Origin of the sequence: Pantoea rwandensis, assembly GCF_000759475.1 — a bacterium.
Lineage (GTDB): Bacteria > Pseudomonadota > Gammaproteobacteria > Enterobacterales > Enterobacteriaceae > Pantoea > Pantoea rwandensis_B.
Genome location: NZ_CP009454.1, coordinates 711,998 through 737,209, shown reverse-complemented (window position 1 = coordinate 737,209; position 25,212 = coordinate 711,998). Strand labels below are relative to the sequence as shown.

Sequence of the window (25,212 nt, the reverse complement as noted above, 5' to 3'; positions counted from 1 at the left end):
CGCAGTTAAGCGCACCGACTACCTCGCAAAATGAATCACACCTTTGATCAGCTCACGATTGTTAATCACCTCTGACTCAAAGGTCTCCGCCAAAGTAGAAAAATCATAATGCCGATTCAGCATGATGTCGGCACGTAGCTGCCCACTCGCCATCAGTTCACCGACTTTCGCGAAATCTTCGTGAGTGGCATTGCGGCTGCCCATCAACGTTGTTTCACGTTTGTGGAACTCAATGTCAGGAATCACCAAATCGCCTTTATGCAAGCCGACAAACACAATGGTGCCGCCATGACGAATCAGCTTCACCGCACCGTTCATCGCCGCTGGATTGCCAGTAGCATCAATCACTTTCGCCGCCAGACGTCCACCAAACTCCGCACGCAACGTGGCTTCGAAATCCTCGGCCATCGGGTTGAGGGTCGCGAGCCCCAGTTTGTCTGTGACATGCGCGCGTCGCGGTTCGCTGGTATCGGCCACCACCACCTGGGCACCCGCCGCAGCCGCTATTGCCGCGACACCCAGACCAATTGGCCCAGCACCGACCACCAACACCTGCTCATCCGCCGCCACCGCCGCACGTCTTACCGCATGTGCACTGATGGCAAAAGGCTCGATCAGTGCCGCCGCTTCCGGCTCTACATCATCAACAGCTAACAGGTTGCTGGCGGGTACGCTAAGGAACTCGCAGAAGCCTCCATCCTGATGTACGCCAATCACCGATATATTTTCGCAGCAGTTGGTCTTCCCACTCAGGCATGCATCGCACTGCTGGCATGAAACATAAGGAATGAGCGCCACGCGCTGGCCCACGTGGAAATCCGTTACCCGACTGCCCAGTTCCACCACTTCGCCACACAGCTCATGGCCCAGCACGCGTGGATAGCTAAAGAACGGCTGGTTACCCGCCCAGGCATGAATATCGGTGCCGCAAATCCCGGCGGCGATCGGTTTAATCACAACCTCCTGGGCGGCCGCTGTCGGTTTCTCTCGCTGCTGCCACACCATTTTGCGTGGTTCGGCAACCACCAGAGTTTTCATTGTTGTCATGGGATTCTCCTGTGCTGATGTCGCAGTTATGGCGAAAATCGCTGATATCCGCTTTTTGCACATCCCGAACTGTGAGGCAGGCCAATTTTTTTGGGCTTTGTGTGGTTTTTAATAAATAAAAAACCGGAGAATCGCATGAGCCGAAGCCTGAATTTACGCCAGAACGTGATCAATCAAATGCTGGAAGGCATCGCCAAGCGGCACATCCGTTCTCCGCTGCCACCGCAGGCTGCGCTGGCTGAAATGTTCAATATCAGCCGTACCACCGTGCGCCATACCTTGCAGCATCTGCATGAGCGCGGCGTGCTGGATAAGGTTGAGGAAACCTACGTTATCGTGCGCGATCCCAGCGAAGAGGATGGCTTTAGTGCATTAACGCCTCCGATTGACCAGCAAGCGCGACAGTTTGAACAGACGTTTTTTAATCTGATCAATCAACGCCAACTCATGCCCGGCGATAGCTTTAGCGAGTTGCAGTTGGCGCAACAGGTGAAAACCAGTCCTGTGGTGGTGCGCGAGTTTCTGCTGCGGTTTATGCGTTACGATCTGCTGGAACCGGTCAAGCGCGGCCATTGGCGCATGAAAAAGTTTGATCAACTATACGCTTAGAACCTGTTCGAACTGCGTGAAATGCTGGAAACACATGCACTTACCCGCTTTCTCAACCTACCCTCCAGTGATGAGCGCTGGATTCAGGCGCGCGACCTGTTAGATCGCCACCGTGCCATGCGTGACACCATCGCCAGTAATTACCGCCACTTTGCCGCGTTGGATAAAGAGATGCATACGCTGATTCTGTCAGCGGCTAATAATCCGTTCTTCAATCAGTCACTGGAGATCATATCTGTGATTTTTCACTCGCATTATCAATGGGATGAAACGGATTTAAAACAGCGTAACATCGTGGCACTGGAGGAACATATGGCTATTCTGACCGCGCTAATCAGCCGCCGGGACGTCGAAGCTTTGTGCGCGTTACATAACCATCTTGGTACGGCGAAGTCATCGATGATCCGCTGCATTCGTCAGTACAATTAAAAACCGATTAAAAACCACAATTCTGAAGCGCCCGCACGAATCTGAAACATCCTCGCAACATCCCAACCGGTTTACTTCTAGTCTCCAAAGCAATCCGTTGTGGCAGCACCGTTTCGCTGCCGCAGGACCCCAACCCTCGATAACGATAAGACCCCAGACCTGTGAGGTTGCAATGGAAAATACATCTGCACGTGGCCGTGACGCTGCGCCAACATCCGTCGCCGATGGACAAGACTTTGTCCCGGCACGCGGCGATGTGGTGCGCTCACCGCGCATTAAGAAGATTCAGCTGACCGCCATGTTGCTGCTGCTGTTTGCTGCCATCATCAACTATCTCGATCGTAGCTCGCTGTCAGTGGCAAACATGACCATTCGTGGAGAACTGGGCTTATCCGCCACCGAAATTGGTGTGCTGCTGTCGGCATTCTCGCTGGCCTACGGCCTGGCACAGTTGCCCTGCGGCGCGCTGCTGGACCGTAAAGGTCCGCGCATCATGCTGGCGCTGGGGATGTTTGTCTGGTCACTGTTCCAGGCCGCTGCCGGTCTGGTGCATAACTTCACCCAGTTTGTGCTGGTGCGCATCGGATTGGGCATCGGTGAAGCGCCGATGAACCCGTGCGGCGTTAAGGTGATCAACGACTGGTTCAACATCAAAGATCGCGGCATGCCGATGGGCATGTTTAACGCGGCATCGATGATTGGTCTGTCGATTGCGCCACCGATTCTGGCGGCGATGATGCTGGTGATGGGCTGGCGCGGCATGTTCGTCACCATCGGCGTGCTCGGGATGTTCCTCGCCATTGGCTGGTATTTGATGTATCGCAACCGCGATAACAGCAAGCTGAGCGGTGAAGAGATTCACTATCTGCAAGCCGGCAGCGTGGCATCACGCAAAGAGCCGCTGAGCTTTGCCGAGTGGCGCGGTTTGTTCAAGCAGCGCACCATGTGGGGCATGATGATTGGCTTCAGCGGCATCAACTATACCGCGTGGCTCTATATCGCCTGGCTGCCGGGTTATCTGCAATCGACCTACCATCTGGATCTGAAAAGCACCGGCTTGCTGGCGGCGATTCCGTTCCTGTTTGGCGCGGCGGGCATGCTGTTAAACGGCTATGTGGTGGATGCGCTGGTGCGCCGTGGAATGGATGCGGTGAAAGTGCGTAAGATATCGATTGTCAGCGGCATGCTGCTGTCTGCGGCCTTCACCACCTTCGTCACCCGTGCAACAGACACCACCAGTGCAGTGACGCTGATTGGCATGGCGCTGTTCTGCATTCACTTTGCCGGGACATCGTGCTGGGGCTTGATTCACGCTAACGTCACCGCACGTATGACGGCTTCCGTGGGCAGCATCCAGAACTTCGCCAGCTTTGTCTTCGCCTCATTCGCGCCGGTGATCACTGGCTGGGTGCTGGACACCACCAAATCGTTTAGCCTTGCGCTGATGATTTGTGCAGGCGTGGCCGTGGTGGGTGCACTGGCGTATTTGGTGCTGGTGCGTAAACCGATTACCGATGGGGTTTGATTCCCGGTGCGCATGAATGCGCACCCTACGAAAACCGCACCAAGCCATTGTAGGGTCGCCATTAATGGCGACCCTACGCGCTTAAGTGGCAAGCATTACGGTATTCATGGCGACCGGGTAAAAAACCGCGTTTCACACTGTCGCGCAATCTCCCACAGCTTATTGCGAATCACCTGTTTCAGCTGCAACGTTGACTGCGATTGCGGCTGATCGCGGCGGCTGATCAACATCACTTCAAACGGCAGCGGTTGTGCCACCGGCAGCAGTTTTAGCTGGTCTGCATAGCGGCAGGCGGTAAACAGATCCACCACGCCCACACCGCCGCCTGCCAGCACCATATCAGCAATCACTGAATAGGTTTTGATCGACAACGACACCGCCGGGTCCAGCCCTTTGTCACGCAACGCACGGTGCAGCACGCGCCCAAGTGGATCCTGGTTCTGCATCATCAACAGGTTATTGGCACACAGCCACTCCAGCGTGGCGGGTTCGTTATGGGTGTGATGCTGCGGCAACAGTGCCACCATTGAGGATTGAAACAGCGGTTCCGCCAGCAGATCGGCATCCACCTGCTGACCAAACACCAGCGCGAAATCGAGCTGGTTATCCATGATCATCTGACACAGCGTGCTGAAGTGTTCGGTCACTAACTCCACACTCACCGATGCAGCCTGCTGTCGCCAGTTGACCAGTGCGGGGGCTAATACCATCTGACCAAAAGCGTGTGCAGCACCCACACGCACTGTTTGCCCCTCGCCGCGCCGCAACTGCTCGGTAAGTTGGGTGATGGAGTGTAAACGCTGGTAGAGATCTTCCACTTCGGGCAGTAAACGCCGACCTTCTGCGGTGACCACCATGCCCTGCGCACGACGCTCAAACAGGGCAAAACCCAGTTGCTGCTCGGCATGCGTCAAGACGCGACTCACGTTCGGCTGCGACACATTGAGCAATCGCGCCGCCGCACTGATGCTGCCGGTCTGCACAATCGCCTGAAAGACTTCAATGTGTCGTAATCGCATAATTACTCGCCCCAGGTCGCTTCGAGCACGCGCAGCCAGTTGCCGTGGCAAATTTTTTCCAGCAGTTCACGTGAATAGCCGCGTGCCGCCAGCGCGTTCACCACCAACGGGAAACCGGCCACATCTTTCATGTCGCCCGGCATGGTGGCGCCATCCAGATCGGAACCAAAGCCCACGCCATCTTCACCCACTTTTTCCAGCAGATACTCCACATGCTGCACGATGGCATCCACGGTGGTGGGTGCATGACGATCGCCATCTTCACGCAGGAAAGGTACGGCGAAGTTCACGCCAACAAAGCCGTGGGTTTCTTTGATCGCCGCCAGTTGGCGATCGGTAAGATTGCGCGACTGGGCGCTGATCACATGGGCGTTGGAGTGACTCGCCACCAGCGGTGCATCGCTGATCTCCGCCGTGTGCCAGAAGCCCTTCTCATCCATATGCGACAGGTCAACCATGATGCGGCGCTGATTACAGTCACGCACCAGCTGCTTACCCGCTGCGGTTAAACCGTTACCGACATCGGGTGAAGACGGATAGAGGAACGGCACGCCCTCGCCAAACTGATTGGGTCGGCTCCATAACGGACCCAGGGTACGCAGGCCGCTGGCATACAGGATATCCAGCAATTCGCCATCGGTATCCAGCGCTTCCGCCCCTTCCACGTGCATAACCACCGCCAGCACGCCTTTTGCCATGCAGTCACGAATATCGCGCACGCTGCGGCAAATCTTCACTTGTCCTTCAGAGGCCTGCTCAATTCGCAGCAGCAGCGCCAGCATCGAAAAATTGGCATCGCGCGCAGCGCCAATAATTTCCTGAGGAAAATCTGAGAGGTCTGGCGCACTTCTTGCAATCAGAGGGTGAGATGGCACCCAGGTGGCAAATATCCCACCTAACATATTTCCCTGGCGGATACGGGGAAGATCCATCTGACCGCGTCCGGTGCCCTGCATGAAGGCCCGAACTGCGTCAGGCTGATGGTGCTGCCAGAGTTTATTGAGCACATCGTTGTGACCGTCAAAGACCGGAATGTTGAAGATGTCAGACATGTTTTATCGGTTCCATATTCGGGAGAAAGCGCAAGCGCTGCCAGATGGCGGGGCAAATTGCACCAAAAAGAGGCAAGTCTTTACGCATGAAACAAATGGCTTAATCCCATTATTAATCCTCTCGCACAGCGGGAAAGTCAAGACAAAAAACAGCAAAATAAATAAATTTAATTTTAATAATCAATAACTTGGAGTTGTCATGGTAACCAGAAGACGTTTTCTCGCAGGATGCGCCGCCGTCCCTGCTTTTTCCTATCTGAGTCTCAATACCGCCTTCGCTGATACGCCACCGAGTATGTTCGTGATGGCGATGCAGTTGGACAACATCACCAGCCTCGACCCACACGAAAGCTTTGAAGCCACCGGCGGCCAGATCTGCGGCAACATGTACCAGCGCCTGGTCACGCCCGATCCACAAAAAGCCGACAAGGTGATCGGCCAGCTGGCAAAAAGCTGGGATGTCAGCAGTGATAACAGCACCTATACCTTCCACCTCGACCCGGCAGCGAAATTCGCCGATGGCACAGCGCTCACCGCAGAAGATGTCGCCTATTCGATTGAACGTATCGTCAAACTGGATAAAAGCCCGGCCTTTATCATCAACCAGTTTGGCTTCACCAAAGACAATGTGACGCAGTTGGTCACCGCGAAAGATGCGCATACCCTGGAGATGAAACTGGGTGCGCCAGCAGCCGAAACCTTCCTGCTGTATTGCCTCTCCGCCACCGTCGGCAGCATCGTGTCGAAGAAAGCCTGTGAAGCCAACCAGCAGAACAACGACTTCGGTAATGCGTGGCTGAAACAGCACAGCGCCGGCTCGGGCGCCTTCACCCTGCGCACCTGGAAAGCCAGCGAAACGGTGATTCTGGAACTGAGCCCGCAATATGCTGCGCAGAGCAAGATTAAGCGCGTGATCCTGAAGCACATCACCGATCCAGCAGCCCAGGCGTTGATGGTGAAGAAAGGGGATGTCGATGCGGCCTACGATCTCACCACCGAGCAGCTGTTGCAGGTGAAGAACGACAGCAACGTGTCGCTGGTCAATCAGTCGCTGTCAGCCATCATGCTGATGTCATGCAACACCAATAACGAATACCTGAAAAAGCCGCAGGTGTGGCAAGCCCTGAAGTGGGCGCTGGACTACGACAGCATCCAGAAGAACATTCTGTCGATGAGCTTTATTACCCATCAAAGCTTCCTGCCAAGCGGCTTCCCGGCGGCATTGGACGACATGCCGTTCCATAAAGACGTGGCAAAAGCTAAGTCGCTGCTGGCGGAGGCGGGTTATCCCAATGGATTCGAGATCACCCTCGACCACTACTCAATGCAGCCGTATCCCGATATTGCTCAGGCGATCCAGACCCAACTGGGCGCCATTGGCATCAAAGTGTCGTTGATTGCCGCCGAGAACCGTCAGGTGTTAACCAAGATGCGTGCGCGCCAGCATCAACTGGCGCTGACCGTATGGGGCGCGGACTATTTCGATCCTAACTCCAACACCGAAGCCTTCTGTGTGAATACCGATAACAGCGAAAATGCCCGCAGCCGCACGCTGGCATGGCGCTGCAGCTGGTCAGATGAAGAGTTCAATAAACTCACCGAGCAGGCGCTGCACGAACCCGATCCGGCGAAGCGTATTGCGCTCTATCAGCAGATTCAGCAACTGGGCCGCGAGAAAAGTCCGTTCATCTACATGATGCAGAAGACCAAGAATGTCGCCTGCGGCAAAAACATCGCTGATGTGCACATGACGGTGCTGGAGCAATGGCCATACGATCAGGTGAAAAAAGCCTGATGCCTTTACTGAAGAAAATCGTCAGCACCCTGGGAAGCCTGGTGCTGACGCTGTTTGGTCTGTCGGTGCTGACCTTCTTTATTGGTCGAGTGATGCCCACCGATCCAGTGCTGGCGGCGGTGGGTGATAACGCACCGCAGTCCGTGGTGGATCGCGTGCGCATTGAAATGGGGCTGGATCAGCCCCTCTACATTCAGTTCGGCCACTATCTCAACCAATTACTCCATGGCGATTTGGGTAAATCGATTCTCACCTCAAATCCGGTGACCACCGATATTGCACGCTTCTTTCCCGCCACCATGGAACTGGCGACAGCGGCGATTATTATCGCTGCGCTGGTCGGTATTCCGCTGGGCGTCTGGGCGGCAGTGCGGCAAAGCACCTGGGTCGATCAGACCATCCGCGTGGTGTGCCTGGCGGGACATTCACTGCCGGTGTTTGTGCTGGCGCTGCTGAGCCTGCTGGTGTTCTACGCGGTACTCGGTATTGCGCCGGGGCCCGGTAGGCAGGACATCATCTGGCAGGATATGGTGCCGCAGGTCACTGGCTTTCTCACCATCGACTCGCTGCTCGCGGGTGAAACCGACGCCTTCTGGGATGCGCTGGCACATATGGCGCAGCCGGTATTGATCCTCGCCTACTTCAGCATGGCCTACATCACGCGTATGACGCGCACCTTTATGCTCAATGCCTTGAGCGGCGAGTTCGTGATCACCGCACGTGCTAAAGGGCTGTCATCGCGCCGGGTGATCTGGCGGCATGCCTTCCCTACCGTGGCGGTGCAGCTGGTCACCGTGCTGGCGCTGACCTACGCCGGCTTGCTGGAGGGCGCGGTCGTCACCGAAAACGTCTTCTCCTGGCCCGGCCTCGGACAGTATCTCACCACCTCGCTGATGAACGCTGACATGAACCCGGTGGTCGGTGCCACGCTGCTGGTCGGCACCGTGTATGTGTTGCTGAATCTGCTGGCTGACCTTCTCTATCGACTTTGGGACCCGCGCGTAAAATGATCTTCTTCTCTCGTGACTGGCTGCTGGACGATACGCCAGCCAATCGCCGTCAGGCGGTGTGGGGCCGACGCTATCGCTTGTGGCTCAGCCTGCGCAGCAACCCGCTGGCGATGGCCGGATTGGCGGTCATTGCCGTTATGCTATTGCTGGCGCTGTTTGCCCCATGGCTGACCCCCTTTGACCCTGGCACACAGCATCTGGAAAACCGCCTGGCGCTGCCTTCAGCGGCGCACTGGCTCGGCACGGATGAACTCGGCCGCGATGTCTGGACGCGCATTATCTATGGCGGACGTACCACGCTCGGTATGGTGATCGCCGTGGTGCTGCTCACCGCCCCACTCGGCCTGCTGATTGGCTGTATCGCAGGCTACGCGGGTGGGATTGTGGATAAGACGCTGATGCGTATTACTGACATCTTTCTCGCTTTTCCGCGTTTGATTCTGGCGCTGGCGTTTGTGGCCGCGCTAAAACCCGGCGTTGAGAGCGCGATTCTGGCGATTGCCTTAACCGCCTGGCCGCCGTATGCGCGTCTGGCACGTGCCGAAACCATGCAGTTCCGCCACAGCGATTTTATCGCCGCCAGCCGACTCACCGGTGCCTCGCCGTTGCGCATTATCCTGCGCCACATCATGCCACTGTGCGTGCCGAGCCTGATTGTGCGTGTCACGCTCGATATGAGTTCCATCATCATCACCGCCGCCAGCCTCGGTTTTCTGGGTATGGGCGCGCAGCCGCCGTCACCTGAATGGGGCACCATGATTGCCACCGCGCGCCGCTTCCTGTTTAGCGAATGGTGGGTGCCGCTGATGCCATGCATCGCCATCTTCATGACTTCACTGGCGTTTAACTTTCTCGGCGACGGTCTGCGTGACGTGCTGGACCCTAAGGAGCGCTAAATGCTGGTGGAAATTGAAAACCTGCGCATTGCCTTTCGCAGTCGCACGGAAATCTTTGAAGCGGTGCGCGGCGTGAGTTTTAGCGTGGGCCGCGAGAAGTTCGCCATCGTGGGTGAGAGCGGTTCCGGCAAATCTCTGACCGCACGCTGTCTGATGCAGCTACTGCCAGGCAATGCCGAAGTGACCGCCGACGTGTTGCGTTTTGACGGTATCGATCTGCGCGGCGCCAGCGAAAAAGTGCTGCGCCAAATTCGCGGCAAACGCGTGGGATTTATCCTGCAGGACCCGAAATATTCGCTCAATCCGGTGATGACCATTGGGCAGCAGATTGCGGAAGCCTGGCGCGAGCACAAAGGCGGCAGCCGCAAAGCAGCGATGCTGGCAGCGATTGATCTGCTGGAGCAGGTGAAGATTCGTGATGCCGCCGCGGTGGCAAAGCGCTATCCGCATGAAGTTTCCGGCGGGATGGGCCAGCGCGTGATGATTGCCATGATGCTGGCACCGGATCCAGAACTGCTGATCGCCGATGAGCCTACCAGCGCGCTGGATGCCACGGTACAGGCAGAGATCCTCAAGCTGATTGACGATCTGGTTTCAGCACGCGGCATGGGGTTGATCCTGATCAGTCACGATCTGCCTTTGGTGTCGCACTTTTGCGATCGCGTGGCGGTGATGTACGCCGGACGCATTGTCGAACTGCTGGAGGCGGGACAATTGCAGCAGGCGCAACACCCGTATACCCGTGGATTGCTGGCCTGTTTACCCTCATTAAAACATCCGCGCGAGCGTTTACCGGTTTTGCAGCGCGATGCGGCGTGGCGGGAATAACGCCTTGCCCATCAACGCGGTTTTACCCCATGCCCGCTTTACGCCCGCAGGATGCGTAGGGATGCGTACCGTTCAACGAACGCACAGAATTTACAGGCAGCTTCATGATTGAAATCGATAACCTGCGCATCGCCTTTGGTGCGCATCAGATAGTGAAAGGTGTGAGCTTCGCCGTCGCCAACGGCGAAAGCTTTGGCATGGTCGGCGAGAGTGGTTCGGGCAAATCCACTATTCTGCGCGCTCTCGCCGGGCTCAATGCCGACTGGCAAGGCAGCATGAAATTTGGTGGCATGGAGCTGGGCGCCAAACGCAGCCGTGCTTTCTATCGCCAGGTACAGATGGTGTTTCAAGACCCCTTTGGTTCGCTGCACCCGCGTCAAACTATCGACCGCATTTTGCATGAGCCGTTGCTGGTGCATCAGCTTGATCGCGCCGAACAGCGTATCAGCCAGGCGCTGAGTGAAGTTGGCTTACCCGCAGCGGTACGTTTTCGTTATCCGCACCAGCTTTCGGGTGGTCAGCGTCAGCGCGTGGCGATTGCCCGCGCATTGATTGCCGAACCGGAAGTGCTGCTGCTGGATGAGCCCACGTCGGCGCTGGATGTCTCGGTGCAGGCCGAAATCCTGAATTTACTCAGCGATCTACGCAGCGAACGCAAACTCACCTACATTATGGTGACGCATAACCTCGCGGTGGTGACCCATCTGTGCCAGCGCATTGGGGTGATGCAGCACGGTGAGATGGTGGAGCAGTTGAGCGCGGAAGATTTGCGCGCGCGGCGCATCCAGCATCCGCATACCGCTCAACTGTTTGATCTCAGCATGACGCTGGAGGAACCAGCATGACCGCGAACTGGCAACAGGCCGCCGAGGTGGCACAGCAGATAACACAAGGCTGGCAGCAGCCCGGCGCACCGGGTGGTGCGATAGTCCTGTTTGATGCCCATCAGATTCACTCGACACACTGCGCCGGTCTGGCCGATCTGGCGCAGCAAACTCCCTTCAGCGCTGACAGCGTGGTGCGTTTTGCCTCGATAACCAAGCATCTGTTTGCCGCGCTGGTCACCGGGCCGGGCCGTCGCTATCTGCAACTCGACGATAAGCTGGTGCAGCATCTACCGCAGCTTACGGGCGCAAACGGCCAGATCACCGTCGGCCAGGCGCTGGATATGAGCAGTGGCCTGCCTGATGTGCGCGAGACCCTGTCGCTGCTGGGATTGTCGGTGTACAACGCCACCAGTGCTGCCGACCTGCTGGATTTTGTCGCGCAGGAAGGCGAGCTCAGCTATCCACCGGGCAGCGAGATCTCTTACACCAACACCGGTTACCGCCTGGTGGAAGAGGCGCTGAAAGCCAAAGGTGTGCTGTTCAACGATCTGTTGCAGCAATATATCTGCGAGCCGCTGGATATCAGTTTGATCGCGCCGGAAACCTGGTTCGATATCGTGCCGGGACTGGTGCCGGGTTACTGGCAAAATGGCCAACAGTGGCAGCTCTCCAGCGCCGGATTACACCTTTCCGCCTCGGGCAGTGTCACTGGCAGCGTCAATCATCTGACGCGCTGGCTGCAAAGCCTGTTAGCGGATAGTGGTCCCGGCGCAGGGGTATTGCAACGTTTGAGCGCACCGCGCAACCTCAATGATGGCCGAATCAGCGGCTACGGGCTAGGCATCACCAGCTCCACACTGGGCAGCCAAACGCTGTTTGGTCATGGCGGTTCACATGCGGGTTACAAGAGCTACTTCCTGTTGCATCCGGAGTTGAAGCTGGGCGTGGCGATTGTCGCCAACCGCGAAGATGTGACGACGTCAGAAAGTGCACTGCGTGTCATGGCGGCACTGCTGAATCGTACGCTGCCGGAGAAAGGTCATGATCTGACGCCGGGCTTATACGTGGCGGAAAACGCCGCCGACTGGCTGGAGATCAAAGGTGTCACGGCGACCTGGCTTGGCGCTGGTGAAACGCTATGGCGCGCCGACCCACACGGTGATGCCGTGTCGCTGTCCAGCACCTTCCCGATAAAACTGCGTCATGAAGGCGATGCCATTGTCGGTGAAATCGGTCATGCGCCGCGTCGTTTTGTGCCGGTAGAAGCAGACAGTGCCAGCCTTGAACAGCTGCAAGGCCGTTGGTTCGCGCAGCCGTGGCGCAGTGAAATGGTGATTGAGGGTGACCGGCTGATCATGGGCATTGGCCCAGCGGCCATTCATGCCACGTTGCAATCGCTGAGCGGCGATCGCGTGCTCGCCACTGCACAGGATGGGCCTTGGGAAAAACGCTTTGTGATAGCGCGCGAAGGTGACTCGCTGCGGCTGCTGCTCAATCGCAGCCGCGTGGTGAGATTTACGCGCTAAGCGGACGCCATTGATGACGTGAAGCGGGTCAATGAAAACCACATGCGCAAAAGCTGCCATTTTTAAAAATGGCAGCTTTTTTCGTTTGGGTTAGCATGCTGGGGTGCGGGCCAGCGCACCTCTGCTGCTGCCGGGCCGTCTTCAAGCCCCTGAGCGGCACCAGACGGCGTTATCCTCTGCCGCGGAATGAATAATCATTACGCCTTAAATGGCAATCTGCGCATTCAAGCATCACGGCTTAAACAACGTGGTGGCGCAGACGACCAATTTTCTCGATCTCGACCTCAATCACATCGCCGGGGAACATAAACAGCGGTGGCGTGCGTTTCTTACCGACGCCGCCCGGTGAACCGGTGATGATCACATCACCTGCTGACAGCGGGCTGAACGCCGAAATGTATTCGATAATTTTCGCCACCGGATGCACCATGCTGGCGGTGGTGTCGTTCTGCACTTCACGCTCATTCAGCCAGGTTTTGATCGCCAGCTGCTGCGGATCGGGGATTTCATCTGAGGTGGTCATCCACGGACCAAAGCCACCGGTCTGCTGCCAGTTTTTACCGGCGGTAAACCAGGTAAACTGCATGTCGCGTACCGTGGCATCCATAAAGCAGCTGTAACCCGCCACATGTTGCAGCGCATCGGCCGCTTTAACCTGATAGGCATCTTTGCCGATGATTACTGCCAGTTCGCCTTCGTAATCGAACTCCTGCGTGGTGGCCGGTTTTAACAGCGGCTGCTCGTGACCTGCCAGTGAATCGGCAAAACGCACAAACAGCGTTGGCGCTTCTATAGTCTCGGCAAACTCTTTACGCTTGTCCGCGTAGTTCATGCCGACACAGAACACTTTACCAGGATTTTCCACTACCGGAAGAAAGCGAATCGCGCTGTATGGGTGATCCGCAGGCAATGAGCGAAAGGCTTCCAGGTCGCTGACCGCACCGCGTTGTAACAAAGATTTCAGGTCCGGGCACTCCGCGCCGAGGCGCGAACCGACGTCAATAATGCCCTCTTCCCGCACGATTCCGTAACTTTTTCTTTCCTGGTCAATAAGATAAAAACTGCAGAGCTGCATGACTGCCTCGTTGTTATATATAAATTGCGCGCAGGTTACCAAAAGCCAGCAGGAAATGCGGTACGACCTGCCAGGAATATGCCTGCACCATGCCTTGCTCAACCCCGCTGCGGTGAGATTTATCGCGCTCTCCTGGAGCGGCATTGTTGATGCAAGGTGCGCAATAAATTGCGCCGCTACACATTCAGTGGCCTTCTATGCTGGCGGCATTGTTGCTGGCAGATGCGCAATGTATTAAGCCGCTACACATCCAGCGGCCTTCGATGCTGACGGCATTGTTGCTGGCAGATGCGCAATGTATTAAGCCGCTACACATCCAGCGGTCTTCGATGCTGGCGGCATTGTTGCTGGCAGATGCGCAATATATTGAGCCGCTACACATTCAGTGGCCTTCGATGCTGGCTGCATTATGACTGGGTGCTGGCCAGATAGGAGAACGCACTCAGCAGGCTGATCAAGGTGCCCATTTGATCGGCACAATAGCCCACGGTTACGGCATCAATACGCGTCACGCCGGGAATCAGACTGAACAAATCCGCGAGCACCGGTTTACTGGCCTGCAACTGCATCTCATACGGCGCGGTCAAACGTGTGGTGCTGACCTGGCGCGCACGCTGTACCGCTGCGGTGGCGGCAGCACGAATGGCGTTTTGTGCCGCTTGCGGACTGATGGACTCGGCGCAGGTATGGGAAATCGCGCGTTTCACGCAGACGTAATCCACCGACGGATAGTGTTCGGCGATCCAGCCTTGTAGCTGGTCGTCACCGCTAACCAGCCAGAGCGGCGTACCCTGTTCGGCGGCGGCGGCAGCGTAGATATCGCTTTCGCCCATCACTTTGCCATTGATATGAATGCGCCAAAAAGCACGGCCGTTAATGGTGTGCGCCAGCACGCCTGGCTCGCCCGCCGCGCTGTGATAACCGATAAAGAACAGGCCATCAAACGGCTGCTGCTCAATGCCTTCCACCATCGACAAGCCACGCGGCTTGCCTTGCACCATGCGCGCACGCGGATCGATATTTTCCGCGCGCAGGTTGGTCATTTGCGCATGGCTGTCAGCCACCACCACTTCGGTGGCTCCGCCGGCAAATGCACCGTCGATGGCGGCGTTTACTTCCTGTTCCATCAACCCGCGTGCCAGCTGGTATTCCGCATGGCCGGGTGAGCACTGTTCCGGACGCATCACGCCCGCGATACCTTCAATGTCAGCAGAGATGAATATTTTCATAAGTCAGGCAAATTCCAAGCGGATTGAAACACGGTCGCCATAAATGGCGACCCTACGGGCAATTGTGGGTCAAGTGCAGCATTCAGGCTGACCGCAAGCGCTGCTGTAAAAGGCGCCATTAATGGCGACCGAAACGCACTGAAGTGACAAGCATTACGCTATGAATGGCGATCCTGTCATTAGCAGTACAGCCAATCGCAACCCTAAGATTTAGCCAATTCATCCAGCACTTGCGTCAGTGACGGGCGATGATGGCCGCGAAAACCGCTGACCGCTTCGGCGCTTAACAACGCATCCAGCACTGCGTGTTCAGTGGCATCGGCAGCGGCGGCGAGCAGCGGTTCCAGCGCCGCATCCTCCGGCGGAATTGGCTGTGTTTGCGTGGAGAAGGCCACGGCAATATCGCCTGAACCATGGCCCCAGTAGCTGCCTAAACGACCTAATCCGGCACCGGCGCGTTTGGCGAGACGCTTGAGCTGGCGGGCATCCAGCGGCGCATCGGTGGCCATGATAATGATGATGGAGCCGGCATCGCGCTGCGGCGCCAGTTCTGGCAGCAGCGGCCCAATCATGTCACCCATGCGCACACCATCCAGCGTGAACGCATTGAGTGCCCCAAAGTTAGCCAGCACCAGCACGCCCAAAGTGGCATTCAGTGAAGGAATTAAGCGCGATGCGCTGCCAATGCCGCCCTTCAAACTGAAACAGCTCATGCCACGTCCGGCACCGACGCTACCACGGGCGAAATCGGCCTGCGCCGAGTCCAATGCATCCTGCGCCATCGCTTCGGTCACCGCCAGCGCCTGAATGTCGTTCAGCCAGCCATCGTTGCATTCCAGCGCCAGCGGATTGACGGTCGGCAAACTGCGACCCAGCTCCGGGTTGCGGCTGATGGCATCGCGTACCAACGTGGTAAACAGCGTGCCGACTGCCAGCGTGTTACTGAGCAAGATCGGCGTTTGCAGCACGCCTAACTCTTCCACTTGCACCAACCCGACCGGCTTGGCAAAGCCATTAAAGACCGCCGCGCCGCAGGGTAACGGCTTGAGAAACAGATTATCGCCCGGCGGCACAATCGCCGTCACACCGGTTTGTCTCTCACCGTCTGCCAGCGTGTGATGGCCGACGCGCACGCCGGGCACATCGCTAATGCGATTGGTGGCGCCGCAAGCACTGCGCGGTTGTCCCAGCTGTCGCTCGCTGCGCCAGCGTTGCAGCAGCCCATCGCGCTGCAATTGTTGGAAATCCATGTTTAACTCTTTAGTTTGGGATCGAGCGTATCGCGCAGCGCATCACCCAGCAGGTTAAACGCCAGCACAGTAATGAAAATCGCCAGGCCGGGGAACACGCTGACGTGCCATAAACCGCCCATCATCATGCTGCGGCTCATTGCCAGGATATTACCCCACTCAGGCACATCCGGTTCCGGGCCTAAGCCGATAAAACTGAGCCCCGCTGCCGTTAGAATACTGGTGCCGATACGCATGGTGAAATAGACAATCACATTGGAGAGCGTGCCGGGCAGAATGTGGCGCAGCAGGATCACGCGATCGGGTGCCCCGGCGCAGCGCACCGCTTCGACATACGCAGCCTGTTTGAGCGATAACGTTGAGGCGCGCACTATGCGAGCAAATACCGGCACGCTGAACACCGCTACGGCGATAATCACGTTATTCAGTCCCGGACCGAGAATCGCCACCACCGCAATCGCCAACAGCATGCCGGGGAAAGCAAACAGCACGTCGGAACCGCGCATGATGAGCATATCGATCCAGCGACCGTAATAGCCCGCCAGCAAACCGAGGAGTACGCCCACCACCATGCCCAGCGTTACCGACAGCACGCCAACATAGAGTGAAATGCGCGCACCGTAGATGATGCGGCTCAGCAGGTCGCGTCCCAGGTCATCGGTGCCCATCCAGTGTGCCGCTGAAGGGGGTGATGATAAGGCCATCCAGTCCGGTGCCATCGGATCCCACGGCGCCAGCCAGGGCGCGAAGATCGCCACAATAACCAGCAGCAATACAAAACCACCGGAGACCAGCGCCAGCGGATTACGCACAAAGGCGTGCAGGAAATCGCGCCACGGTGAGCGGATGGTCTGTGACGTTGCGGCAGAGAGAGATTCTGTACTCATCACGACTCCTGTCGCAGGCGAATGGCTGGATTGACCACGGCGTAGAGCAGGTCCACCAGCAAGTTAATCACAATAAATTCAAACACGAACAGCATCACCAGCGCCTGAATCACCGGCTGATCTTGTGCTTTGATCGACTCGATCAACAGCCAGCCCAAACCGGGCCAGTTGAAAACGCTCTCTACGACGATCGATCCGCCGAGCAGAAAACCGAACTGCAAGCCGAGCATGGTGATCACTGGGATCAGGGCATTACGCATCACGTGCTTCCACGTCACCAGCCGATTGCGCAGCCCTTTGGCTTTGGCGGTGCGCACATAATCTTCCTGCGCCACTTCGAGGAAGGCGGAACGGGTGAAGCGCGCCATCACAGCGGCCACCGAGGACCCCAAAGTGATAGCAGGCAGGATGATGTCGCTGGCCTTGTTGAACCCGCTCACCGAGAACAGGCCGAAGGGCATGGCAACGAACTGGATCAGCAACAGGCCCAACCAAAAAGTGGGCATCGAGATGCCGCCGACGGCGACGCTCATCAATGTCCAGTCCTGCCATTTACCGCGCTTCAGTGCGGCCAGCACACCGAGAAACAGGCCGAGGATCACCGACCAGGCGAAGCCCGCCAGCGCCAGCAATAGGGTTGGCATAAAGCCTTGCTTGATCACTTGCAGCACCGGCTGTTGCGTGCGGTAAGTGACGCCAAGATCGCCACGCAGCAGTCCGCCGATCCAGTTAACGTACTGCTGCGGCAGCGGATCGTTGAGTCCAAGATGCTGACGCGCGGCTTCGACCGCTTCAATCGGTGCGTCTGGCCCGGCGTAAATACGTGCGGGATCGCCCGGTAGCAGCTTGATAAAGCCGAACACCAACAGCGAGACCACCAGCAAGACCGGGATCATCTCCAGCAGTCGGCGAATAATGTATGCGAACATGCAGTTCCTTTTGGATGGCGACCAGGTACGTATAAATGCGCACCCTACGTAAAATGTGCTGATGAGCCGTAGGGTCGCCATTTGCGACGACCCATCACGACAAGTTCTTACTTAAAGGCCGCCTGGGTATAAAGGAAGTTGCCATCTGCCAGCATGGACACGCCTGTCAGGTTGCTGCGTTTGCCCACCAGGTTGTCCGGCGTGCCGAGGAAGGCAACTGGCGCCTCTTTCCACAGCAGTTTCTGGGCTTCCGCATAGGCTTCACCGCGTCTGGCTGGATCGGCAGTGGCTAACCCACCGGCAATGGCTTTATCGACATCCGGATTGCTGAAGTACGAGACGTTATATGAGGTCGGTACCCAGGATTCGGTGGCATACAGTGGACGCAATGCCCAGTCCGCATCACCGGTTGAGGTCGACCAACCGCCGTAATAGAGGTCAAACTCTGCCTGTTTGGGATCTTTTACGCCCCACAGCTTGGCGTTGCGTGTGCCGGAATCCATTGGCGTCACTGTGGCACGAATGCCGACGGTCGCCAGCTGGGCTTTGAGCACCTGCGCCGCACGCACGCTGGCGGTGGTGTTAGTGGTCCACAGTTTCAAATCCAGACCGTTCGGGTATCCGGCCGCTTTCAGCAAGGCTTTGGCTTCATCCGGAGCGTAGTGATAATTCGGCTCGCTCTGCTTCTGATAGAACTGCACCCCTTCCGGCATCGCGGAAGAAGCGGGTTTGCCCATACCGGCAAACGCCACTTTCAACCACAGATTACGGTCGATGGCGTAGTTGATCGCCTGACGCACGCGCACGTCTGCCAATGGCTTGTGCTGGGTGTTGATCGCCATGTAGTAGAGATAGATGCTCGGATCGCGCTGGATCGCTAATTTACTGTCGCTCTGCACGGTGGCTATCAGATCCGATGGCAGCGGCCAGATCGCATCCACCTGCCCTGATTTCAGTGCGGCAACGCGGGTGGCATCTTCCGGGCTGGGCGAGAAGGTCACTTTATCCACCTTCGGCCAGCCTTTTTGCCAGTAGCCATCATACTTCACCAGCGAAACGGCCTTGCCCGGCTGCCAGTCGACAAACCTGAACGGACCGGTGCCGACCGGATGCAGGCGCAACTGTGCTTCTTCTGGGTATTGTTTGAGGATCGCCGGGCTCCACATCACCGCTGATGGGTGCGCCAGGGTATTGATGAAGGCACCAAAGGATTGATTGAGGTCGATTTTCACCTGATCCGGCGCCAGCACCGTGACCTTGGCAATCATCTTATACAGGCTATTGCGCTTCAGGCCTTTGGTCTGATCGGCGAGGCGATCGAGGTTGGCCTTGACCGCTTCAGCATCAAACGGCGTGCCGTCCTGGAATGTGACGCCTTTACGCAGCGTCAGGGTAAATTCGGTGGCGTTGTCATTATGGGTATAACTGGTCGCCAGCCAGGGTTGCAGCTTCATCTGCGCATCGAACTGGAACAGGCGTTCAAAGATGCCGCTCTGTACCGAATAGCTGACGTTGTCCGAGGTATCGTGTGGGTCAAGACCGGTGATATCGGCATACATCGAAATACGCAGATCCTGCGCCTGCGCGGCGGCAGCCAGCGCGAGGGTCAAGCCAAAAGCCAGTGACGAACGGCGAAAAAGGGTTTTCATGAAATCTCCTGGTATTGAGCGTTAGCGCGATGCAATGTCGTCAGCGACCCAGTGTTGCGGTGCAACCTGGCGATAACGGGGTTTGGTGACCGTTTCGCCCAACTTGCGCAGCGGCGAAGGAATTTCGCTATCTTCGAAAGTACGGGTCTGACGGTTCTGTGGATCGGCCACCGGCACCGAGGCCAGCAGACGTTGGGTATACGGATGTTGCGGCTGGTTGAACACCGACTGACGCGGGCCAAGCTCGACAATCTGGCCGAGATACATCACCGCCACGCGGTTAGCGATACGCTCCACCACCGCCATGTCGTGCGAGATGAAAATCCACGCCACGCCGGTCTGCTTTTGCAGGTCCATCATCAGATTGACCACCTGCGCCTGAATGGAGACATCCAGCGCTGAAACGGCCTCATCGGCGATGATAACTTTGGGTTTTAACGCCATGGCACGGGCAATCGCGATACGCTGACGCTGGCCGCCGGAAAACTCATGGGGATAGCGCGTGGCATGTTCGGGCAACAGACCAACGCTTTTCAGCAAGGCATCGACCTGCGGCGTGGCTTCTTCCAGCGATTTCACCAGGCCGTGCAGCAGCAGAGGCTCGGCAATGGTAAAGCCCACGGTCAGACGCGGGTTTAAAGAGGCGTAGGGATCCTGAAATACCATCTGAATTTCGCGGCGCAGCGGCTGAAACTCCGCCTCTTTCAGGTTGGCGATTTCACTGCCCTGGAAATGAATGCTGTCGGCCTGACTTTTAATCAGACGCATCAGCGCGCGGCCGGTAGTGGATTTGCCGCAGCCGCTCTCGCCGACAATCGCCAGGGTTTCGCCCGGCCACAGGCTGAAGTCGATCTGCTCCACTGCGTGCACCTGATGAGTCAAGGCAGAAAAGATGCCGCTGCGAATCGGGTAGTAAACTTTTAAACCGCGCACATCCAGCAGCGGGGTTTCGTCATAACGGGCGGTGCGCTGTTCACCGCTATCGGCGGGCTGAGTGGCGCCCAACAGTGGGAAGCGCTGCGGCCAGCGCTGTTCGCGCATGTCGCCCAATTTCGGCACGGCGGCCAGGAGCGCTTTGGTGTAAGGATGCTGCGGCGCATTGAAGATGTCGGCGACCGTGCCCTGTTCCACCACTTCACCGCGCAACATCACCACCACGCGGTCGGCGATTTCCGCCACCACGCCCATGTCGTGAGTGATAAACAGCACTGCCATCTGCTTCTCGCGTTGCAGGTCGCGCAGGATGTGCAGGATGCGTGCCTGCACGGTGACGTCCAGCGCGGTGGTCGGTTCATCGGCAATCAGCAGCTGTGGATCGCACGCCAGCGCCTGCGCAATCATCACGCGCTGACGCATGCCGCCCGACAGCGAGTGCGGGTAGCTTTTCATGACGCGATCAACATCGGCAATGCGAACCTGGCGCAGCAGTGCCCGCGCACGCGCATCCGCTGCGGCTTTATCGCACATCTGATGATCACGCAGCGCTTCCGTCAACTGATCGCCCACTCGCAGCACCGGATTGAGTGAGGTCATCGGCTCCTGAAAAATCATCGCCATCTCACGACCACGTAAAGTGCGGCGGTGAGTGTCGTCCAACTTTTCCAGTGCGTGGGTTGTGCCGCGACGGTCGCGGAACTGCATACTGCCGCGATCGATACGGCCTGAAGCGGCCAGCAGGCCCATCACCGCCAGCGAAGTGACAGATTTTCCCGAGCCGCTTTCACCCACTACGGCGACAATTTCACCGGGATAAATGGCAAAAGTGATGCCTTTCAGTGCCTGATTTTCGCCGCTGCGGCCGCGAAACGAGACGCTGAGATCCTGTATCGCGAGTACCGGCGCGGGACCGGCAACGCTGGCGGCGTTGGGGGTAAGTAAAGTGTCCGTCATCGTTGCCTCTTGCGGTTACAGCCAGATTCGGCCCTGAGCGTAGGAAAGGAAGGGTGAGCTATCGGCGGCCAGCCAGATGGGGCCATCCAGATCGACGTGTTCTGCAGCCATCGCCACCGGCAGCGCAGCTTCCATTGCGAGTGAGGAGCCCAGCATGCAGCCAACCATCAGACGCATATCCCGCTTCTGCGCTTCTTCGACCATCGCTAAGGCTTCGGTCAGGCCGCCGCACTTATCCAGCTTGATGTTGATCATCTCGTAGCGATTACGCAGCTCGGCGATGTCTTCACGCGTATGGCAGCTCTCATCAGCACACACCGGTATCGGGTGGTTAAATCGTTGCAGATCCTGGTCTTGTCCGGCAGGCAGCGGCTGTTCAACCATAGCGATGTTGTAAGCCTGTAGCGCAGTGAGCAGACTATGCAGATCGACGCCCGACCAGGCTTCATTGGCATCGATGATCAAGGTTGCACGCGGCGCAGCCTCTCTGATGGCTGCCACCTTCTCTAATATTTCGTCACGATTAAGTTTGATTTTCAGCAGGATGGCGCCACGCGACACGGCATCAGCCGCTGCGGCCGCCATGTTTTCGATGGAGTCGAGGCTTAAGGTCTCCGCCGTGATCACCGAAGGCGGTGCAGTGCGTTCGCACTGCTGCCACAGCGTCTGCTTAGCCAGCGCGGCATCCAGACGCCACAGCGCACAGTCCAGCGCATTACGCGCTGAACCGGCAGATAAACGGCTTTGCAGATCGATACGGCTTAAGCCCGCTTCGACATCTTCACGCATCGCTTCCAGCTGCGCCTCAACGCTGTCTGGTGTTTCATCGTAGCGCGGCGTCGGCGTGCACTCGCCACGTCCAATAAAGCCGTTTTGCTCCAGCGTGACGCGAATGACCGTAACGGCGGTACGCGTGCCACGCGAAATAGCGAAGGGACGCGCCAGCGGCAGCTCCAGCACTTCAATCTGCATGCGCCGCATCTTAGCCACGCTCCTGCAGCAGGGCGGCGATATCTGCGATACCAAAACGCACCGGATCGGTAGCAGGCACGCCGAATTCAGCGCTGACTTCCGCACAATAGGCGCGGGCCTCTTCTTCGCTGTAGTTGGAGGTGTTGATAGCAAAACCAGCCAGCTGAACATTGTCGCTGGTGACATCGGCTGCGCGCAGGTTGGCCTCCACGCAATCTTTCAAACTCACCATCGGCTGATGCGGTAAATGGCGCATGTGCGGACGGCCCATTTCGTGGCACATCACCAGCCAGTGCGGCTGCGCACCGTGAATCAGGCCCATGCTGACGCCCGCATAAGAAGGATGGAACAGCGAGCCCTGACCTTCAACGATATCCCAGTGGTCGGCATCATTGGCGGGTGACAGGGCTTCCACTGCACCGGCGATGAAGTCGGCAATCACCGCATCAATCGCAATGCCTTCACCAGCAACCAGAATGCCGGTTTGCCCGGTCGCGCGGAAATCCGCCTTCATACCGCGTTCACGCATTGCCGCTTCCAGCGCCAGCGAGGTGTACATCTTGCCAACTGAGCAGTCCGTACCGACAGTAAGTACACGCTTACCTGTCCGCTTTTTGCCGCTGCCAACATTCAGTTTTGGACGCATATGACGCAGGTCAAACAGCTCAACGCCAAATTCCTGGGCTAACGCGACCAGCTCTGGCTCATCCACCAGACGATGGTGCAAACCGCTCGCCACGTTCATACCGGCTTTGATGGCGCCTTTAACCGTGTCGAGCCAGTGCTCGGGCAGATAGCCCCCCGCATTGGCGGTGCCCAGTACCAGCGTTTTCGCGCCACGTTCTTTTGCCGTGGCGATATCGAGCACGTCCAGACCTAAGCTGACAGTACAGCCCGGCAGTTTAATTTCGCCGACGCACTGCTCAGGGCGCCAGACGTGAATGCCGCGCGCCGTTTTAGCGGCCAGTGGGTCGGTGACATCGCCAAGGAACAATAAATAGGGTTGTGGGATCAACATGATGTTTCTCGTTTCAGACGGGTTAGAGGGTCTGAATCGACTATTCCATGCGGGTTAAGAGGTGACGAATGCTTGTTTGGTAGCAGGGTATAACGTCAGGCTATAGCCAGATCGAAAACTGATGGTTAACGATACTAAGCCTTTGATAGAGAGAAAATTCGCGGCGTTATTGAGCGGGGGAGATAAGAAAATCATTGATAACCACAGGTCGATCCCTGACCGCGATTATCGAGGGTATAAAGTGCGATTAATGCAGTGCGCCTGGCGGGACGTGCTTGAAAGTCTCAACATATGCACGAAACACGTAGCGGAAAAAACGTTTCATTGGATACCTGGCTCAAAAATTGTTGAAGAAATACGCGAAAAGTATAACTAACGCGCGTTTTTCACGCAATTATTTTTGAGCCAGATCACAAAATGAGGGGTTTGGCAGATGCCTGAATTAGCTGAACAGGCCAAGGTGCTCGCTGAGAATAGTGCAGCCGATGCTTATTAATACGACACCCCCTAACACTTCAGCCCATTTACCCATGATCGGACCGATAAAGCGTCCGACCATCACGCCCGTGGTAGCCATAATCGTCGTGGCGGCGCCAATTGTCAGTGCAGTGAGCACAATATTCACCTGCAGGAATGCCAGGCCGACGCCCACCGCCAGCGCATCAAGGCTGGTTGCTACGGCGGTCATCGCCAGTACCATAAAGCCATGACGCTGCGGCGCTTCGCAGGGATCATCCGCCGTCTGACGGAAACCTTCCATTATCATGCGGCCACCAAGAACGGTTAACAGGGCAAACGCCACCCAGTGATCCCATGCCATGATGTAGCGACTGGCCGCCAGGCCGATCGCCCAGCCAATCAGCGGCGTCAACATTTCAATCACACCAAAGATCAGGCCGGTGCGCAGCGCTTCTTTGAAGTTCGGGCGATGCAGCGACGCGCCTTTGCCCAGTGCAGCGGCGAAGGCGTCCATCGACATACCAAAGGCCAGAATCAGAGTTGCGATAAATGTCATGGGTTTTCAATCAATGCCGCGAAAAATGCCTTCAAGCGAGAGATTTTCCGCATCTATTGTTCAGTAATGAAAAAGTGCGCGCAGTCTAGCACGCAAAATCACCAAAAAAAAGACAGTAAAATCATGGATTTAAGTATAGCAAAGGCTATAACTCTTAACTTGCGCTATTTATGACGCTAAGTGGATGGAATAGAAGAATTTTCTTAGGGTTACCCGGCACAGGGATTGCACGCCAGCACGCTTTTATGCGCTAATGCCCGCGCTAATTGATAGGAAACCTGCGATGAAAAACCCGTTTGAAACGCTGATTATCCCTGGCGGAATCCTGCTGCTGGGCTTTCTCTCCGCGCTACTGCTGCCCGCGCCGCAATTCGGCCTGGAATTGTCCAGACGGATTCAGGAGATGCTGCGTTTGCAGGACCTGAATCAGCTCTACACTATCGTGTTTTGCTTGTGGTTCCTGCTGCTGGGCGCGATTGAATTTTTTGTCATCCGCTTTGCATGGCGTCGCCTCGCTAAGAAGTGATCCCCACCGCCGCGTAATGCTTTTTTCCTCTGACCCCTGTCTGACGCGGCGAAAAATTAACACCCACAAAAATGTAACATTAGTTTTACACGATCTGGCGAAATATCACGCAACATAAAAACCGCATAAAAAATCAATCCACTATAAATTGATATTAATCATGCAATTAAGATGTGACGCCGCTCACTCTCTGAACATTAGCCTGCGCA

Annotated in this window: 22 protein-coding genes and 1 pseudogene; 10 read left to right on the top strand and 13 right to left on the bottom strand. The window is 56.9% G+C overall.

Annotation, left to right across the window (positions count from 1 at the left end):
• Positions 1–18: 18 nt before the first annotated feature.
• Complete coding sequence (locus tag LH22_RS03275; protein WP_038644190.1) at positions 19–1,047, bottom strand: zinc-binding alcohol dehydrogenase family protein; 1,029 nt, start codon at positions 1,045–1,047, stop codon at positions 19–21.
• A gap of 135 nt (positions 1,048–1,182) precedes the next feature.
• Between LH22_RS03275 and LH22_RS03270 the strand changes: the two are divergent.
• A pseudogene (locus tag LH22_RS03270) lies at positions 1,183–2,085 on the top strand (FCD domain-containing protein).
• A gap of 172 nt (positions 2,086–2,257) precedes the next feature.
• A complete protein-coding gene (locus LH22_RS03265) occupies positions 2,258–3,610 on the top strand; it encodes an MFS transporter (protein ID WP_038644188.1) in 1,353 nt (450 codons plus the stop codon).
• A gap of 104 nt (positions 3,611–3,714) precedes the next feature.
• Here LH22_RS03265 and LH22_RS03260 read toward each other — a convergent pair whose 3' ends face one another.
• Together LH22_RS03260 and LH22_RS03255 are read right to left on the bottom strand one after the other, a co-directional pair.
• Complete coding sequence (locus LH22_RS03260) at positions 3,715–4,629, bottom strand: LysR family transcriptional regulator (protein WP_038644186.1); 915 nt, start codon at positions 4,627–4,629, stop codon at positions 3,715–3,717.
• 2 nt (positions 4,630–4,631) lie between these two features.
• Positions 4,632–5,681, bottom strand: coding sequence for a dipeptidase (locus LH22_RS03255; RefSeq protein WP_038644185.1), 1,050 nt, complete (start codon positions 5,679–5,681; stop codon positions 4,632–4,634).
• Between the two features lie 199 nt (positions 5,682–5,880).
• On the opposite strand from LH22_RS03255, the gene LH22_RS03245 reads away from it, so the two are divergent.
• The 6 genes from LH22_RS03245 (at position 5,881) to LH22_RS03220 (ending at position 12,563) form a co-directional block, all read left to right on the top strand.
• A complete protein-coding gene (locus tag LH22_RS03245) occupies positions 5,881–7,476 on the top strand; it encodes an ABC transporter substrate-binding protein (RefSeq protein ID WP_038644182.1) in 1,596 nt (531 codons plus the stop codon).
• Positions 7,476–8,486 (top strand): ABC transporter permease, encoded by a 1,011-nt coding sequence (locus tag LH22_RS03240; RefSeq protein ID WP_038644180.1) that lies wholly within the window; start codon positions 7,476–7,478, stop codon positions 8,484–8,486. The genes LH22_RS03245 and LH22_RS03240 overlap by 1 nt, the downstream gene beginning before the upstream one ends.
• A complete protein-coding gene (locus LH22_RS03235) occupies positions 8,483–9,382 on the top strand; it encodes an ABC transporter permease (RefSeq protein ID WP_038644178.1) in 900 nt (299 codons plus the stop codon). Before LH22_RS03240 ends, LH22_RS03235 begins: the two co-directional genes overlap by 4 nt.
• Entirely contained in the window at positions 9,383–10,210 is an 828-nt protein-coding gene (locus LH22_RS03230) for an ABC transporter ATP-binding protein (RefSeq protein ID WP_038644176.1), read from the top strand.
• Between the two features lie 104 nt (positions 10,211–10,314).
• Complete coding sequence (locus LH22_RS03225) at positions 10,315–11,055, top strand: ABC transporter ATP-binding protein (protein ID WP_038644174.1); 741 nt, start codon at positions 10,315–10,317, stop codon at positions 11,053–11,055.
• Positions 11,052–12,563: a serine hydrolase domain-containing protein gene (locus tag LH22_RS03220; RefSeq protein WP_038644172.1), complete on the top strand. Its 1,512-nt coding sequence runs from the start codon at positions 11,052–11,054 to the stop codon at positions 12,561–12,563. The genes LH22_RS03225 and LH22_RS03220 overlap by 4 nt, the downstream gene beginning before the upstream one ends.
• Before the next feature lie 238 nt (positions 12,564–12,801).
• Here the strand turns inward: LH22_RS03220 and LH22_RS03215 are convergent, their stop codons facing one another.
• Positions 12,802–13,638 (bottom strand): fumarylacetoacetate hydrolase family protein, encoded by an 837-nt coding sequence (locus tag LH22_RS03215; RefSeq protein ID WP_038644170.1) that lies wholly within the window; start codon positions 13,636–13,638, stop codon positions 12,802–12,804.
• Positions 13,639–13,835: 197 nt separating this feature from the next.
• On the opposite strand from LH22_RS03215, the gene LH22_RS03210 reads away from it, so the two are divergent.
• Positions 13,836–14,051, top strand: coding sequence for a hypothetical protein (locus tag LH22_RS03210; RefSeq protein ID WP_038644168.1), 216 nt, complete (start codon positions 13,836–13,838; stop codon positions 14,049–14,051).
• On the opposite strand, the gene LH22_RS03205 is transcribed toward LH22_RS03210, so the two are convergent.
• The 9 genes from LH22_RS03205 to mntP form a co-directional block, all read right to left on the bottom strand.
• Positions 14,046–14,867 carry a M55 family metallopeptidase gene (locus LH22_RS03205; RefSeq protein ID WP_038644166.1) on the bottom strand — a complete coding sequence of 274 codons (822 nt, stop codon included), beginning with the start codon at positions 14,865–14,867 and terminating at the stop codon, positions 14,046–14,048. The genes LH22_RS03210 and LH22_RS03205 overlap by 6 nt on opposite strands.
• Positions 14,868–15,070: 203 nt before the next feature.
• Positions 15,071–16,117: a P1 family peptidase gene (locus tag LH22_RS03200; protein WP_038644164.1), complete on the bottom strand. Its 1,047-nt coding sequence runs from the start codon at positions 16,115–16,117 to the stop codon at positions 15,071–15,073.
• Between the two features lie 2 nt (positions 16,118–16,119).
• On the bottom strand, positions 16,120–17,004 hold the full coding sequence (locus tag LH22_RS03195; RefSeq protein WP_038644162.1) for an ABC transporter permease subunit: 885 nt from the start codon (positions 17,002–17,004) through the stop codon (positions 16,120–16,122).
• Positions 17,004–17,933, bottom strand: a complete 930-nt coding sequence (locus tag LH22_RS03190) for an ABC transporter permease (protein WP_034819965.1) — start codon at positions 17,931–17,933, stop codon at positions 17,004–17,006. The genes LH22_RS03195 and LH22_RS03190 overlap by 1 nt, the downstream gene beginning before the upstream one ends.
• A gap of 107 nt (positions 17,934–18,040) precedes the next feature.
• Complete coding sequence (locus LH22_RS03185) at positions 18,041–19,582, bottom strand: glutathione ABC transporter substrate-binding protein (RefSeq protein ID WP_038644160.1); 1,542 nt, start codon at positions 19,580–19,582, stop codon at positions 18,041–18,043.
• Between the two features lie 21 nt (positions 19,583–19,603).
• The gene (locus LH22_RS03180) at positions 19,604–21,472 is read right to left on the bottom strand and encodes an ABC transporter ATP-binding protein (RefSeq protein WP_038644158.1); all 1,869 of its coding nucleotides are present in this window, start codon (positions 21,470–21,472) and stop codon (positions 19,604–19,606) included.
• 15 nt (positions 21,473–21,487) lie between these two features.
• Complete coding sequence (dgcA, locus tag LH22_RS03175; protein ID WP_038644156.1) at positions 21,488–22,453, bottom strand: N-acetyl-D-Glu racemase DgcA; 966 nt, start codon at positions 22,451–22,453, stop codon at positions 21,488–21,490.
• A 1-nt stretch (position 22,454) separates the two neighbouring features.
• Positions 22,455–23,462, bottom strand: coding sequence for an N-acetyltransferase DgcN (gene dgcN / locus LH22_RS03170; RefSeq protein ID WP_038644154.1), 1,008 nt, complete (start codon positions 23,460–23,462; stop codon positions 22,455–22,457).
• Positions 23,463–23,904: 442 nt separating this feature from the next.
• Positions 23,905–24,477: a manganese efflux pump MntP gene (gene mntP / locus LH22_RS03160; protein WP_038644150.1), complete on the bottom strand. Its 573-nt coding sequence runs from the start codon at positions 24,475–24,477 to the stop codon at positions 23,905–23,907.
• Between the two features lie 283 nt (positions 24,478–24,760).
• On the opposite strand from mntP, the gene LH22_RS03155 reads away from it, so the two are divergent.
• The gene (locus LH22_RS03155) at positions 24,761–25,003 is read left to right on the top strand and encodes a DUF1158 family protein (protein WP_038644148.1); all 243 of its coding nucleotides are present in this window, start codon (positions 24,761–24,763) and stop codon (positions 25,001–25,003) included.
• Positions 25,004–25,212: the final 209 nt, after the last annotated feature.

What these genes read in the sequence shown, in the direction of transcription:
- LH22_RS03230 (WP_038644176.1), top strand. Translation starts at nt 9,383, where the DNA reads ATGCTGGTGGAAATTGAAAACCTGCGCATTGCCTTTCGCAGTCGCACG.
- LH22_RS03155 (WP_038644148.1), top strand. Translation starts at nt 24,761, where the DNA reads ATGAAAAACCCGTTTGAAACGCTGATTATCCCTGGCGGAATCCTGCTG.
- LH22_RS03200 (WP_038644164.1), bottom strand. Translation starts at nt 16,117, where the DNA reads ATGGATTTCCAACAATTGCAGCGCGATGGGCTGCTGCAACGCTGGCGC.
- LH22_RS03240 (WP_038644180.1), top strand. Translation starts at nt 7,476, where the DNA reads ATGCCTTTACTGAAGAAAATCGTCAGCACCCTGGGAAGCCTGGTGCTG.
- LH22_RS03275 (WP_038644190.1), bottom strand. Translation starts at nt 1,047, where the DNA reads ATGACAACAATGAAAACTCTGGTGGTTGCCGAACCACGCAAAATGGTG.
- LH22_RS03205 (WP_038644166.1), bottom strand. Translation starts at nt 14,867, where the DNA reads ATGAAAATATTCATCTCTGCTGACATTGAAGGTATCGCGGGCGTGATG.
- LH22_RS03220 (WP_038644172.1), top strand. Translation starts at nt 11,052, where the DNA reads ATGACCGCGAACTGGCAACAGGCCGCCGAGGTGGCACAGCAGATAACA.
- LH22_RS03225 (WP_038644174.1), top strand. Translation starts at nt 10,315, where the DNA reads ATGATTGAAATCGATAACCTGCGCATCGCCTTTGGTGCGCATCAGATA.
- LH22_RS03260 (WP_038644186.1), bottom strand. Translation starts at nt 4,629, where the DNA reads ATGCGATTACGACACATTGAAGTCTTTCAGGCGATTGTGCAGACCGGC.
- LH22_RS03195 (WP_038644162.1), bottom strand. Translation starts at nt 17,004, where the DNA reads ATGAGTACAGAATCTCTCTCTGCCGCAACGTCACAGACCATCCGCTCA.
- dgcA (WP_038644156.1), bottom strand. Translation starts at nt 22,453, where the DNA reads ATGCGGCGCATGCAGATTGAAGTGCTGGAGCTGCCGCTGGCGCGTCCC.
- LH22_RS03215 (WP_038644170.1), bottom strand. Translation starts at nt 13,638, where the DNA reads ATGCAGCTCTGCAGTTTTTATCTTATTGACCAGGAAAGAAAAAGTTAC.
- LH22_RS03185 (WP_038644160.1), bottom strand. Translation starts at nt 19,582, where the DNA reads ATGAAAACCCTTTTTCGCCGTTCGTCACTGGCTTTTGGCTTGACCCTC.
- LH22_RS03255 (WP_038644185.1), bottom strand. Translation starts at nt 5,681, where the DNA reads ATGTCTGACATCTTCAACATTCCGGTCTTTGACGGTCACAACGATGTG.
- LH22_RS03190 (WP_034819965.1), bottom strand. Translation starts at nt 17,933, where the DNA reads ATGTTCGCATACATTATTCGCCGACTGCTGGAGATGATCCCGGTCTTG.
- LH22_RS03210 (WP_038644168.1), top strand. Translation starts at nt 13,836, where the DNA reads ATGCTGGCGGCATTGTTGCTGGCAGATGCGCAATGTATTAAGCCGCTA.
- LH22_RS03235 (WP_038644178.1), top strand. Translation starts at nt 8,483, where the DNA reads ATGATCTTCTTCTCTCGTGACTGGCTGCTGGACGATACGCCAGCCAAT.
- mntP (WP_038644150.1), bottom strand. Translation starts at nt 24,477, where the DNA reads ATGACATTTATCGCAACTCTGATTCTGGCCTTTGGTATGTCGATGGAC.
- dgcN (WP_038644154.1), bottom strand. Translation starts at nt 23,462, where the DNA reads ATGTTGATCCCACAACCCTATTTATTGTTCCTTGGCGATGTCACCGAC.
- LH22_RS03180 (WP_038644158.1), bottom strand. Translation starts at nt 21,472, where the DNA reads ATGACGGACACTTTACTTACCCCCAACGCCGCCAGCGTTGCCGGTCCC.
- LH22_RS03265 (WP_038644188.1), top strand. Translation starts at nt 2,258, where the DNA reads ATGGAAAATACATCTGCACGTGGCCGTGACGCTGCGCCAACATCCGTC.
- LH22_RS03245 (WP_038644182.1), top strand. Translation starts at nt 5,881, where the DNA reads ATGGTAACCAGAAGACGTTTTCTCGCAGGATGCGCCGCCGTCCCTGCT.